The 12,210-nt window shown below is 56.8% G+C and carries 12 protein-coding genes; 10 read left to right on the top strand and 2 right to left on the bottom strand.

What is annotated here, in order from left to right; all coding sequences use genetic code 11:
• Window positions 1-504: 504 nt before the first annotated feature.
• Window positions 505-1,773, bottom strand: coding sequence for an MGDG synthase family glycosyltransferase (locus FTE24_RS00370; RefSeq protein ID WP_150234781.1), 1,269 nt, complete (start codon window positions 1,771-1,773; stop codon window positions 505-507).
• A 505-nt stretch (window positions 1,774-2,278) separates the two neighbouring features.
• Between FTE24_RS00370 and FTE24_RS00365 the strand changes: the two genes are divergently transcribed.
• From FTE24_RS00365 to FTE24_RS00330, 8 genes are all read left to right on the top strand, one after another.
• Complete coding sequence (locus tag FTE24_RS00365) at window positions 2,279-2,467, top strand: hypothetical protein (protein ID WP_087798774.1); 189 nt, start codon at window positions 2,279-2,281, stop codon at window positions 2,465-2,467.
• Between the two features lie 309 nt (window positions 2,468-2,776).
• Window positions 2,777-3,496, top strand: a complete 720-nt coding sequence (locus FTE24_RS00360; protein ID WP_150234783.1) for a hypothetical protein — start codon at window positions 2,777-2,779, stop codon at window positions 3,494-3,496.
• Between the two features lie 30 nt (window positions 3,497-3,526).
• Window positions 3,527-3,916, top strand: coding sequence for a GntR family transcriptional regulator (locus FTE24_RS00355; protein WP_150234786.1), 390 nt, complete (start codon window positions 3,527-3,529; stop codon window positions 3,914-3,916).
• A gap of 113 nt (window positions 3,917-4,029) precedes the next feature.
• Entirely contained in the window at window positions 4,030-4,920 is an 891-nt protein-coding gene (locus FTE24_RS00350; protein ID WP_150234788.1) for an ABC transporter ATP-binding protein, read from the top strand.
• A gap of 33 nt (window positions 4,921-4,953) precedes the next feature.
• On the top strand, window positions 4,954-5,859 hold the full coding sequence (locus tag FTE24_RS00345; protein ID WP_150234790.1) for an ABC transporter ATP-binding protein: 906 nt from the start codon (window positions 4,954-4,956) through the stop codon (window positions 5,857-5,859).
• Window positions 5,852-7,138, top strand: a complete 1,287-nt coding sequence (locus FTE24_RS00340) for an ABC transporter permease (RefSeq protein ID WP_141448363.1) — start codon at window positions 5,852-5,854, stop codon at window positions 7,136-7,138. The genes FTE24_RS00345 and FTE24_RS00340 overlap by 8 nt, the downstream gene beginning before the upstream one ends.
• Window positions 7,139-7,393: 255 nt before the next feature.
• Entirely contained in the window at window positions 7,394-8,092 is a 699-nt protein-coding gene (locus FTE24_RS00335; RefSeq protein WP_150234792.1) for an SDR family oxidoreductase, read from the top strand.
• Window positions 8,093-8,170: 78 nt separating this feature from the next.
• Window positions 8,171-8,755 carry a TetR/AcrR family transcriptional regulator gene (locus tag FTE24_RS00330; protein WP_141448365.1) on the top strand — a complete coding sequence of 195 codons (585 nt, stop codon included), beginning with the start codon at window positions 8,171-8,173 and terminating at the stop codon, window positions 8,753-8,755.
• A gap of 222 nt (window positions 8,756-8,977) precedes the next feature.
• On the opposite strand, the gene FTE24_RS00325 is transcribed toward FTE24_RS00330, so the two are convergent.
• Entirely contained in the window at window positions 8,978-9,571 is a 594-nt protein-coding gene (locus FTE24_RS00325) for a TetR family transcriptional regulator (RefSeq protein WP_150234794.1), read from the bottom strand.
• Between the two features lie 156 nt (window positions 9,572-9,727).
• Here FTE24_RS00325 and FTE24_RS00320 point away from each other — a divergent pair, with 156 nt between their 5' ends.
• Together FTE24_RS00320 and FTE24_RS00315 are read left to right on the top strand one after the other, a co-directional pair.
• Window positions 9,728-10,951 carry an NADH:flavin oxidoreductase/NADH oxidase family protein gene (locus tag FTE24_RS00320; protein WP_141448367.1) on the top strand — a complete coding sequence of 408 codons (1,224 nt, stop codon included), beginning with the start codon at window positions 9,728-9,730 and terminating at the stop codon, window positions 10,949-10,951.
• 198 nt (window positions 10,952-11,149) lie between these two features.
• On the top strand, window positions 11,150-11,767 hold the full coding sequence (locus tag FTE24_RS00315) for an NAD(P)-dependent oxidoreductase (RefSeq protein ID WP_150234795.1): 618 nt from the start codon (window positions 11,150-11,152) through the stop codon (window positions 11,765-11,767).
• Window positions 11,768-12,210 lie beyond the last annotated feature (443 nt).

Here is a 12,210-nt window from a genome sequence, read left to right as displayed (position 1 = left end):
GAGGCTTTTTTGCCTTCGGTTTGACGTTTTTTTGGTATTTTCAGTCCGTGGGGACGGGAGTGGGGTCTGTTTACGGAAGGTGGAAGAGGGAAGAGTGGGCAGGTGGAGGGATAAACGGGTGAACGGGTGAATAGACGCATGAACGAGAAGAGGAGCCAGAAAAGGAGCGGTCAAGCAAAATAGCTGCGCAGATCCATCTATTTCGCGTGAATTTGGTCTTTTTGGCGCAATAACTGCCCAGATCCATTTAATTTGCCTGTTTCCCGAAAAAAAGGCCACTTATGTGGAAAATAAGTGGCGTGACGCAGTTATTTTGGAGCTGCCCCCGAGAGCATACGGACTAGTTGGATATAGGCAGTTATTCGAAACGGGATCAATAAAAAGCGGGATAACCGGAGAATACAGTTACTTAAAGCAATGCCGGCAGTTAGCGAAATAACCGGAAAGCCCGGTCATTTGGACGTCCGCAGAGACGTTTGGGAAAATCGATTGGCCGCCGCCCGATCAGCCGGGAATCTCGGCCGATCGGACGCTCAGATAGCGCGCGATCAGATCGTCGGCGATCTCGCCGGCGGCGTTTGCGTTGCCGAGCGCGGCGGATCGTTCGCGGGCGGCGGTCAGCTTCCGCGGATCGCCGAGCAGGTCGGCGATCTGACGGGCCAGTTCGTCGGCGCTGCGGGAGATGAACGCGGCGCCCTGTTCGGCGAGGTACACGGCGTTGCCCCGTTCCTGTCCCGGCACGGGCCGGAACAGGAAGATCGGGAGCCGGCAGGCGAGCGACTCGGCGAGCGTGATGCCGCCGGGCTTGGTGACGATGCCGTCGCTCATGCGCATAAGCGACGCGACGCGGTCGGTAAAGCCGAGCACCTGAATGCGATCGACGTTCGCGTACTGCTGCGCGAGACCGGCGCGCATCTCTTCGTTGCGTCCGCATACGACGACGACCTGGATGTCGCCCTGCTCCAGCAGCAGGTCGCAGACGCGGCGCAGGCCGAGCATGACGCCGTAGGCGCCGGCCATGAGCAGCACGGTCTTGCGCGCCGGATCGAGCCGGACGCCCGAAACCGGCGGCTCGCCGGCCCGCAGCGCGCGCGCCGCGGCGTAAGAGAACGGCTTTGCCGCGGCAGCGGCATCCGGGCCGCTTTCCGCCGGCTGGCTGCCTGGCTCCGCGGCGAATCCGCCGCGCGCCGAGTCGCTCCCCACTTCCTCCACCGCCCCGAACCCTTCCTTGATCGGAATGCCGCTCACCGTGATACGGTTCGGGTCGATGCCGATCCGGGCGGCTTCGCGGCGCATCTCTTCGGTGGCGACGTAGAAGCGGTCCACGTCGGGGTGCAGCCAGCGGCCGTGCAGGTCGAAGTCGGTGACGACGTTGACGATCGGAATATCGAGTCCGATCTTGCGGCGCAGCTTAGGCATGACCATCTGCGGGAACGTGTGGATGACGAGGCCAGGACGTTCTTTTTTCAGATATTCTTCCAGACGCCGGGTGCCGAACGCATGCAGGATATGCGCGAACGGTTTGTCCGACTTCATGTCTTTGGTCATATTGTATACGAGGCCGTACAGGCCGGGAAGGGTACGGTAGCTCTGGATGTAGACGAACCGGGTGAGATCGTTGAGCCTCGGGTGGGCTTCGGCCATCAGATCCAGCATTTTGACTTTGCGAATGCCCCGGTCGTGCAAGCTTTTCTCTAGCGCTTTCGTGGCCTGATAATGCCCGTCGCCATAGCTGGCGTACAGGATCAGGACGTTGGGTTCCTGCGGTTGCATGGGTTCCTCCCTGGTTTTTGCGTGATAGGCTTATCATACCAAGATTCGGCGCGGGGAGCGAATGAAACGGAAGGTCGGGGCGCGCGGACGAACCAGCAACTTTTCCGCGTCGATCGCGTCTACATAATAAGGCGGAATTCGGGCCGGCCACGCATGCCGTTATTTTTTGGGCAGCCGGGCGATTCTTACCCCATTTCGTCGAAAAATGTTATACTTGTAAGTAAGCATCTGCTTACAATCTGTTTATCAGTCTTCGTTTTTCGTTTGGAGGAGAGTCGCATCCGGCCAAAGAGAGAGAAGGAAGGGCAAACCGGAAGTGATTCAGTCAGCATTTCGTCGGGTATGTAACACAACAGGTAGATGTTTTTTTGAAAGGCGGCGCGCGTTTGTCTTTTTGCAAGACAACGGAGCGCGGCGGACAAGGCGATCACCTCAAGGGGCGTCTGTCGGCAGCAGATTTTTTTGACATTCTCGATAACGAAAAACGTTCCGGGAGGGAATTATGATGGCGACCAAAGGTCATAACGAAGTCAAGGAAAGTCTGCGGGAAATGACTCGTATTTTTCGCCCGAGCGATCCGAAGAAGTTCGTCAAGGAATATGTTCGGAAGTATCACATCATGGGCGGGTACGAGGAAGAATTGACGCTGGTAGTCGAACACGAGATGGGCAAGCTCAACTCGTCCGCTTCCTGAGTAACGTTTTGTGCGGTTTGCGCCGCAGCGGGATTTTCGGGTTGGCTTTGCAGCACGCCGTCCGAAAATCCGCAAGCCGGTAATCCGATCGTATCGGCATTACCGTTCATCGAACATTTCGACCGTCCTTTGCGGCTCCATGCCGGGAGGACGGTTTTTTTGACAAAAAAAGAGAATGTTTGCCCGGGTTTTCTTGACGGGACGCCCAAATTCGGGTACAGTGTGCTTAACAATATATACAGAAGCACACAGAGACGGATGTCCGGCATTTTGCCCGGACGGTTCGTCGACACAGAACGGAGGAACAAAATGGGCGGAATCTGGCGTCAAGTCTGGCTCATTCTCGGCCGGGAATTCAAGATTGACCGGTATTATTTGCTCGGATCGCTGCTGTTTATCGTCTACATGGGCTTTTTCGGCGGTTTGATGATGGGACAGCTGCGGGAACAACCGGGCTTATCCTTTTTGGCGAACATGATGTTTTGGATTATCGCTTCGATGATCGGCTATTATTTTTCCAGAAGGATTGCCAAATACATCGCCGAAGATTCGTACACGAATACGCTCGCTTACTACCGGTCGCTGCCGATCGGGGTCGAGGCGCTGGTGTGGGCCAGAATCGCGCAGCTGCTGCTGGCGACGCTGTTCAACGGCATCCTGCTGTTCACGATCATGTATCTGTCGGCTGCCGGGCTGCGCGAACAGCTCGATCTGGGCGCTTACGTCGTGTTCGCCCTGACCTGGACCGGATTTGGACTGCTGCTTAACAGCCTGTACATCGCGATGGAATTTCTGCTCCGGGGCCGGGCCTACTTCTGGAACAGCCTGATTCTGATGGCCGTGCTCATGCTGACGGCGCTGGCGCTGCATTTGTCGGGGGTACACGTCGTGGCATCGAGTATAAGCATGAGCGCGGAGCGGGGCGCGGCTTCGCCGGCGATGTGGGTCCTGCTCGCACTTGGGGCAGCGGGCGTCTGCGCGGCATACGGATTCATCAAGCGAGGGGTACCGCGTCGGGATTTGGCTTAAACGCCCGGCGGGACACAAAGGAGTGAAGTTATGCGGATACCCGTGCAAATTAACGAGAGCAGCGCCGAGCCGCTGTATCACCAGATCGAGACGCAGCTGCGTTCGCTGATCGTCACCGGACAGATCGCCGAAGGGACGCTGCTGCCGTCGATCCGCGAGTTTTCGGCCGATCTGAAATGCAGCGTGATCACGATTCGCCGCGTCTATCAGGATCTGGAGAACGAAGGGCTGCTTCGTACCCGGCAGGGCACCGGGACGTTCGTGGCCAAGGTGGACACGGAAGACCGGGAAGCGTATCGCAAACGGATCGTGGTCGAAGCGGTGCGCGAACTGCTCGATACCGCCAAGTCGGTCGGTTACGGGCTGACGGATCTTAAGGATCTTTTGGATGAAACGCTTCGGGAAGAAGAGCGTAAATAGACGGGAGCGCTGTCAAAACCCTCTTTTGCAGGAAAAGAAGAGGAGGGAAAGCGGCAGGTTTCCGGATACAAGGCGGCCGAATCGGCAGCCAACCGGAAAAGGAGTGGGGAACGATGGAGAAGGCGGCGTTGGAATGGAAGCAGGTCGTCAAGAAGCGCGACCGCATGGTGCTGGGCCCAGTCGACCTGAAGCTGTACGACAACTACGTGACCGCGCTGATCGGGCGCAACGGCTCCGGCAAATCGACGCTGATGAAGCTGGCCGCCCAACTGATCATGCCGGACGAAGGCGAAGTGATCTGGTACGGACAGTCTTATCCGCAGGGTCTGCCCACGGAAGTGCGCGCGTCGATCGCCTACGTCCCGGAGAACTTCGCGTCCGAAGAAGACAGCCTCAAAATGGACGACGTGGCGGCTTTCCGCGCGGCCTGGTATCCGAAGTGGGATTGGCAGCGGTTCGAAGAACTGCTAAATCGCTTCGACGTGCCCGGCGGCAAGAAAATGAACAAACTGTCCAAAGGGCAGCGGCGCAAGTTCGAGATCGCGGCGGCGCTGGCCGTCCGGCCTAAGCTGCTGCTGCTGGACGAACCTTCGTCGGGACTCGATCCGTTTGCCTGGAAAACGATGATGAACGAAATCCGCCGATGCGTGGACGAAGATGGCGCTTCCGTGCTGCTGTCGACGCATATCGTGGAAGAAGTCCGGCGGATGGCCGATTATCTCGTGCTGATCGACAAAGGGCGCTCGCTCGGCCTGCTGGAAAAGGACGCGCTGATGGATCGGGGCCGGGAGATCTGGATCGGACGCGACGACGAGCTGCTGGCGGAGATGCCGGGCGTCGTCGAATCGGCGATCGAGGCGGAAGGGATGGTCCGCTTCGTTACGCTCGATTACGCGGGTTCCTCGGCGCTGCTGGACGAAGCCGGAGTCAAGCCGATCCGGGTGCGGGCGCTGGAACTGGACGAAGTGATGGAACACTGGATGAACGGCGGCCTGTCGGACTGACTCTGTACCCCAACAAGGAAGAGGAGGATCAACATGACGGAACGATTGATTTTGCAAAACGTGGTCAAGCGCTACGGCGACAAGACGGCGGTGAACGGCATTACGCTCGGGGTCAAAGAGGGCGAGATCTACGGCCTGCTCGGCGCGAACGGCGCCGGCAAGACGACGACGATGCGCATGGTGCTCGGTCTGATCTACCCCGACGAAGGCAGCATTACATACGGAGGCCGTCCTTACGGCGGCGACGTGCAGCGCCTGGTCGGCTATCTGCCCGAAGAACGCGGGCTGTACCCCAAAGTCAAAGTCAGCGAACAGATTGTCTATCTGGCCAAGCTGCGCGGCATGGACGGCTCCGAAGCGGAGAAGAACCTGAAATATTGGATGAACAAGTTCGATGCCGAGGAATACTACGACAAGCGGATCGAGGAACTGTCCAAAGGCAACCAGCAGAAAATGGGCTTTATCGCGGCGGTCGTGCACCGTCCCCAGATCCTGATCCTGGACGAAGCGTTCAGCGGTCTGGACCCGGTCAACGTAGAGCTGCTGAAGCTTGCGGTCAAGGAACTGCGCGACGAAGGCGCAAGCATCCTGTTCTCCACGCACCGGATGGAACACGTCGAGGAGCTGTGCCGCAGCATCACGATTCTGGATCGGTCGAAGACGGTCATTCAAGGCGATATCCGCGAGATCAAGAACGGGTTCCCGCGCGAGCAGATCCTGCTCAAGACGTCGTCGGCGGTGACGGGGCTGGAATCCATTCCCGGCGTGACCCGGATGGAAGGCGATCCCGAACATTACGTCATTACGATCTCGGACGAAGCGGCGGCCGTTCCGGTGCTGACCGAAGCGATGCGCCAGAGCGAAGTCCGTCATTTCGAAGTAAAGGAACCGACGCTCAACCAAATCTTTATCCGATCGGTGGGTGAACGCCATGAATAGATTGGGAACGGTCATCGGCTTTACGTTCAGGAACAAAGTGCGCACCAAGTCGTTCGTCATCACGACGCTGCTGCTTGCTCTCGTCATGACGATCGGCATCCACGTGCCATTCTTCATCCAGCTGTTCCAGGGCGGCGATGAGGCCGCGGGCAACAAGATCGGCATCGCGGCGGGCGGCCAGACGGAGATCGCGCAGCAGATCGAGAATTACGTCGCGGAGCTGCCGGACAACGATATGGAATTCGTGCCGCTCGAAGGCGAAGCGGCGGCCGAGCTGAACAAGCAGGCGGCCGAGCAGGACCTCAAAGGGTACCTGAAGATCGCGCCGGGTACGGACGGCGCGTTCCCGGCCGTGCAGTACGTCTCCGAAGGCGGCTCCGTGCCGACCGACGTGCAGGCCGTCCTGCAGCCGGCCCTTGAGAGCGCCAAGACCCGCTTCATTACGGCGGGCGCGCTGAGCGACGAACAGATCGCGCAGCTGACGACGCCGGTCCTGCTGGGCGCGTCGAGCTACGACGAGACGTCCGGCACGGGCGCCGCAGGCGCGGACGAAGACAAGTTCAATCCGATGAACTTCATTACCGTCTACGTCCTCATGACGCTGTTCTTCTTCTCGGCCATGCTGACGGGCAACATGATCGCGTCCGAAGTCACGTCCGAGAAAAGTTCGCGCGTCATGGAAATCCTGATCACGAGCGTCTCTCCGCTGACGCAGATGTTCGGCAAAGTCATCGGCGTCTTCCTCGTCGGACTGCTGCAAATCGCCGTGTTCGGCGTCACGATCGCGGTCAATCTGATGCTGCCGTACAACCGGGACGTCCTGGCCGGCTTCGATCTCGACTTCTCGCAGATGCCGTACGACGTCCTGATCTACGGGCTGATCTTCTACGTGCTGGGCTACTTCCTGTACGCGCTGCTGTATGCGGCCGTCGGATCGATCGTCAGCCGGACGGAAGATCTCGGCCAGGCGGTGACGCCGCTGACGATGCTGTCGCTGGCCGCGTTCTACATCGGGATCTTCAGCTTGAGCAATACCGATTCGCTGCTGATGAAAATCTCGTCGTTCGTGCCGTTCACGTCGCCGACGACGATGATCGCGCGGATCGGCCTCGGCGAGATCGCGTTCTGGGAAATCGCCGTATCGCTCGTGCTGCTGCTGGCGTCGATCTTCTTCTTCGGCTGGTTGTCGGCGAAGATCTACCGCACCGGCGTCCTGATGTACGGCAAGCGCCCTTCGTTCAAAGAACTGCGTAAAGCGATGAAGGCGTACAAGATCTAAGCCGGATTCGGATCCATAGTTCGAAAAAGACGAACCTCTTCGTTTCAAAGGGGTTCGTCTTTTTTTGCGTTGGATGACCAAGCTTCGGCAGCGTAATCCGTAATCTGGATAAAAAAGAATAAAATAATAGTTGACTGATCGTTCTCAAATGAAATATACTACGTATCAGAAAGAGCGTTTAATGTCGTCGGAGAAGCCGCCTGTTATTTTTTTGATTATTTGAGAACGATCATTCAAGAAAAGAGGTTTTTAAAAATGGAGATTTCCAAACAAGTAGCCATCGTAAGCGGCGCGAATCGGGGATTGGGAAAAGAATTGGCTCTTGAACTTCTGGCAAGAGGAGCCAAGGTGTATGCGGGCGCGAGAAATCCGGAATCGGTCGACCTGCCGGGCGCGATTCCGCTGCAGCTGGACATTACGAATCCGGAATCCGTGGCGGCGGCTGCCGGGATCGCAAGCGATGCGACTCTGTTGATCAATAACGCGGGCTCGTCGACGGGCGCTTCCCTGCTTACAGGCAAGATGGAAGACATTCACTTGGAATTCGATACCCACGTATTCGGCACGCTGTCGATGATTCGTACGTTCGCGCCGGTGATCGAAGGCAACGGCGGAGGTTCGATCCTGAACATCCTGTCCGTGTTGTCGTGGATCAATATCGGATCGGAAGGCGCCTACTCGGCAGCCAAATCCGCTCAATGGGGCATCACGAATTCGCTGCGCCTGCAATTGGCTCCGAAGAAGATCAAGGTAGCCGGCCTGCACGTCGGATTCATGGATACGGACATGACGGCCGGTCTGGAAGCGCCGAAGTCGTCGCCGACAGACATCGCGCGTATCGCGATCGACGGGATCGAAGCCGGTCTTTACGAGATCCTTGCCGACGATGTAAGCCGTCAAGTTCAACAAGGATTTGCCGGAGGCGTGGCTGTTCTGTATCCGGATTTGGCGTAACGAACAGACTCGGCGGACCGGTTCATTCTTCGCTTATCTTTCCCGATATGATACATTGATTTGGGGAGGGGGATATGGATGGCCAGAAGCAAAGAGTTCGAAATTCATGAAGTATTGGATAAAGCCATGATCCTTTTTTGGGAGCAAGGTTACGAGAAAACGTCGATGAGCGATCTCGTCGAACATATGGGCATTCATCGACGAAGTCTGTACGACACGTTCGGCGACAAACATTCGCTGTTTTTGCAAGCGATGGATCGGTATATCGGCAAAGTCGAAACGAGGCTTACCCAGGAAGTCAAACAATCCGAGACGGCGACGGAAGCGATGCGGGCCGTGTTCCGATTTATGATTGCCGAGCAGGATCATTCGCCGTCCGGCTGCATGATCGTCAATTCGATGACGGAATTGGCCGCGCGCGACGCCGAAATCAATATCAAATCTATGCGTTCTTTGGCTTCGACCGAGGAAATGTTCGAACGGATTATCGTTTGGGGACAGCAGACGGGAGAATTTTCTTCCGGGTGTGAGCCTAAGGAAGCGGCCGAATATCTTCAAGCTTTGTCGATCGGGATCCGGGCGATGGGACGAACCACGGTCGATACGGAAAAGCTGGTTCGCATCATGAACATGGCGATCCGGTTTCTGACTCAACCAAGCTGATTTTTTGAGCATACTAGAATTATCGTTCTTGAAAGTGCCGAGAAATCGCCATAGGTCAAACCGTACGCATGACGGGCGCTTCTCGCGGATTCGTCTCCTGACGAATCGGTTCGACGCAGCGGCTCGGGAACAGGACGTTCGGTCCGCGAAAGCAAACCGGCTTTTATTAGAAAGGAACGTTTCCGATTTTTTCGGAAGCGTCCCTTTTCGTCGTCGATGCGCTTAGGCTTCATGCAGCGACCTCGCGTTCAAATCCCCCAGCAGATGTTCCAAATAACGCAGCGTGTCCGCTTTGGAGCAATCGTTGCCGTGCAAAAATCGCCATTCGAGCACGAGAAGAGCCGTGTTGCAATAATGATCGGCAATGATCTCGTGCGGAATCTGATCCCGGTAGCGGCAAATGCTGGGATCGAACATTTCCCGTACCCGGGCGCTTAACTGAACGCGGAAATGGAACAGCAAAAAGCTCTCTTTGGCATTGTGCTTGACGATCCGGTTCAGGGTGCCTTGATGCGCGTCGATAAAATCATAGGCCCGATCGAATAATACGAACAACCGCTGCTCGGGCTCCGATTCTTCGTATTGCTCCAGCCGGATCTGCTGATTCAGGCAATGCCAGATGTAGTGCAGCAGATCGTATTTATCGTCGAAGTAGTTGTAAAAGGTGGCGCGCGGGTAATTGGCGTTCTCGCATAATTCGTTCACGGTAATTTGCTCGAACGATTTTCCGGTGAGCGTGTCCAACATGGCCGCGGTAAAAGCATCCAGCGTCCGCTTCGCGCCGCGGGTCGTTTTTTTCGTCCAATCTCGCTTCACGGGGCATCCTCCTTTTTTTGCATATTTCACGATCTGTCCAAATCCGGACATTTGCACGGATCTGAATCTTGCCGAAGGTCGGGAGCAAGTTTATCATGAGCATAGAATCTTGACAAGTGTCCAAATGTTTACGTTTGTATAAAAGGAGCAGAGGCTATGAATCCCTTATTAAAAGTTGCGCAGCCGCTAACGTTGCCGAGCGGAGCCGTGATCCGAAACCGGTTTTTGAAATCGGCGATGAGTGAAGCGATGGCGGATCGTTCCAATTCGCCCAACCGCCTGCATGTCGAGCTGTACCGAAAATGGGCTGAAGGCGGAACGGGAATCGTTGTGACGGGCAATGTGATGGTGGATCGCGGCGCGCTCGGAGAGCCGGGGAACGTGGTGGTGGAAGATCGGCGCGATATGGACGGGCTCAAGCGATGGGCGCAGGCGGGAACACGGGGCGGCGCGCATCTGTGGATGCAGATCAATCACCCGGGCAAGCAGTCGCCGCGAACGATGTCCAAGCAGCCCGTCGCGCCAAGTGCCGTTCCGATAGGAGGCAGCTACGGCCGCGCTTTCAACACTCCGCGAGAACTGACGAACGCGGAGGTAAAAGGCATCGTGAAGCGCTTCGCCGAGACGGCGCGGATCGCCCAAGAAGCCGGATTCACGGGCGTTCAGATCCACGGCGCGCACGGTTATCTGGTCAACCAGTTTTTATCGCCTGCGGATAATCGAAGAAATGACGAATACGGCGGCAGTGCGGAGAACCGGATGCGATTCCTGATCGAGATTTACGACGAAATGCGCCGCGTGTTGGGAGCGGGGTTCCCGATCGGATTGAAGCTTAACTCTGCGGATTTTAAGGAAGGCGGTTTTACGGAACAAGATTCGGAAGAAGTGGTCAAGGCGATGGCGGAGCGCGGAATCGATCTGATCGAGATTTCCGGCGGCAACTATGAAAATCCGAAAATGTCCGCCGAGGACGACGGCGAAGTGTTTTTCCTGAAGTATGCGGAGCGTATGGCCTCGATCGTCCATGTACCGATCGCGGTGACGGGCGGCTTCCGGTCGAAACTCGGCATGGAGGAAGCGCTGGCGGCGGGGAAGACCTCGATGATCGGCATCGCGCGTCCGCTTGCCTTGATCCCGGATATACCGAATCAAATCATGGAAGGCCGGTACGAGACGGTTACGACGCAGCGCCTGACGACCGGGTTCCCGTCGCTGGACCGACAATTCGGCGCAATGATCGGACTGAGTTATTACGAGCAGCAGATGCGGCGCATCGCGCAGGGCAAAGCCGTGAAGCTGCACCGGAACGCCTGGGACCCGCTGCTGCACATGGTGCGCCGGCAGGGAATCGCGGCTCTCTCGCCGCGTCGTTCGAATTGAGAAGAGCAGACCGAACCATAACATCCGCTTGGGGCTGATCGCGATTTGGTTTAACATAGAGCATAAGAAGGATCGATAGAGATCATTCATTTCGATGGATGGTCTTTTTTGTACGGCAAATCAAATGAACGGTTGAACGAAAAGAAGTGAGCGTGCTGTTCAGTACGCACGATCTTAACGAGGGAGGGGAACGAACGTATGCGTATTCTCATATTAGGTGCAACGGGGCGCGTCGGCAGCTTGATCGTCAATCATGCGTTAAGAGACGGACATGAAGTGACGGTGCTGGTACGCGATCCGGGTAAAGTTCAAGCCTGCGAAGGACTGACGGTCCATGAAGGAAATGCGTGTAACGCCGCGGACGTTCGGCGGGCCGTCGAGGGGCAGGATGCCATAATCAGCGCGCTGAACACGGACAAAACGACGACGCTCAGCGACAGTATGCCGCTCATCATCGAAGCGATGCGAGAATTTGACGTTCGGCGCATCGTGACGGTGGGTACGGCCGGTATCCTGCAAAGCCGCACGGAGACGGAGCTGCTGCGCTACCAGTCGAACGAATCCAGGCGCCGCCTGACCCGGGCGGCGGAGGAGCATCATCGCGTCTATACGCTGCTGCAAGCGTCGACGCTGGACTGGACGATCGTCTGTCCGACGTATTTGCCGGACGGCGAATACGTCGGCAAATATCGGACGGAGCGCGACTATTTGCCCGAAGGCGGGACCGAAATATCGGTCTTCGACACGGCCGAATTCACGTACGGCCAAATCGGCGATCTTCGGCACGTGCAGGCGAGGGTAGGCATCGCTTACTGAAGGCCGAAGTCGACAAGGGGCTGTCCCAAGCCGGAATTCCGGCTTTCGGGACGGCCCCTTGCTGCGAACAAATTGTAGAAGCATTGGAGGAAGTAGATACCCAGATCTAAGGGGAGGCGGACTTTGATGCTAAGCAGATTGTCGTTCTTTAACTAAATCGAGCAGCGGCGTACGCTCCAGTGGCATGTTCAGGGCGATATCCAGCATCATATGCCAAAATGGAATTTTAGGGATTGGGTCAGGAGTGGAGGTCTTGGCTAGATATTAATTAAACGTTTACCCTTATGGACGATCGACTTGAGATTCGCTGATCCCGACCGTCTTTTCATAGGGGAATTCCTATTTACGGAGAACGTCCGGCTCGAAAATTTTACATTCCGCCCCTCTCACATTTTCCTAACAAGTGGTACAATGCAGGATGAAACCGGCCGCCTTCCGATCCG

Source organism: Saccharibacillus sp. WB 17 (assembly GCF_008634075.2).
Classification (GTDB): domain Bacteria; phylum Bacillota; class Bacilli; order Paenibacillales; family Paenibacillaceae; genus Saccharibacillus; species Saccharibacillus brassicae.
The sequence above is the reverse complement of the archived record's forward strand: the minus strand, read 5'-3'. Positions and strand labels throughout refer to the sequence as shown.

What these genes read in the sequence shown, in the direction of transcription:
- FTE24_RS00370 (WP_150234781.1), bottom strand. Translation starts at nt 1,773, where the DNA reads ATGCAACCGCAGGAACCCAACGTCCTGATCCTGTACGCCAGCTATGGC.
- FTE24_RS00365 (WP_087798774.1), top strand. Translation starts at nt 2,279, where the DNA reads ATGGCGACCAAAGGTCATAACGAAGTCAAGGAAAGTCTGCGGGAAATG.
- FTE24_RS00360 (WP_150234783.1), top strand. Translation starts at nt 2,777, where the DNA reads ATGGGCGGAATCTGGCGTCAAGTCTGGCTCATTCTCGGCCGGGAATTC.
- FTE24_RS00355 (WP_150234786.1), top strand. Translation starts at nt 3,527, where the DNA reads ATGCGGATACCCGTGCAAATTAACGAGAGCAGCGCCGAGCCGCTGTAT.
- FTE24_RS00350 (WP_150234788.1), top strand. Translation starts at nt 4,030, where the DNA reads ATGGAGAAGGCGGCGTTGGAATGGAAGCAGGTCGTCAAGAAGCGCGAC.
- FTE24_RS00345 (WP_150234790.1), top strand. Translation starts at nt 4,954, where the DNA reads ATGACGGAACGATTGATTTTGCAAAACGTGGTCAAGCGCTACGGCGAC.
- FTE24_RS00340 (WP_141448363.1), top strand. Translation starts at nt 5,852, where the DNA reads ATGAATAGATTGGGAACGGTCATCGGCTTTACGTTCAGGAACAAAGTG.
- FTE24_RS00335 (WP_150234792.1), top strand. Translation starts at nt 7,394, where the DNA reads ATGGAGATTTCCAAACAAGTAGCCATCGTAAGCGGCGCGAATCGGGGA.
- FTE24_RS00330 (WP_141448365.1), top strand. Translation starts at nt 8,171, where the DNA reads ATGGCCAGAAGCAAAGAGTTCGAAATTCATGAAGTATTGGATAAAGCC.
- FTE24_RS00320 (WP_141448367.1), top strand. Translation starts at nt 9,728, where the DNA reads ATGAATCCCTTATTAAAAGTTGCGCAGCCGCTAACGTTGCCGAGCGGA.
- FTE24_RS00315 (WP_150234795.1), top strand. Translation starts at nt 11,150, where the DNA reads ATGCGTATTCTCATATTAGGTGCAACGGGGCGCGTCGGCAGCTTGATC.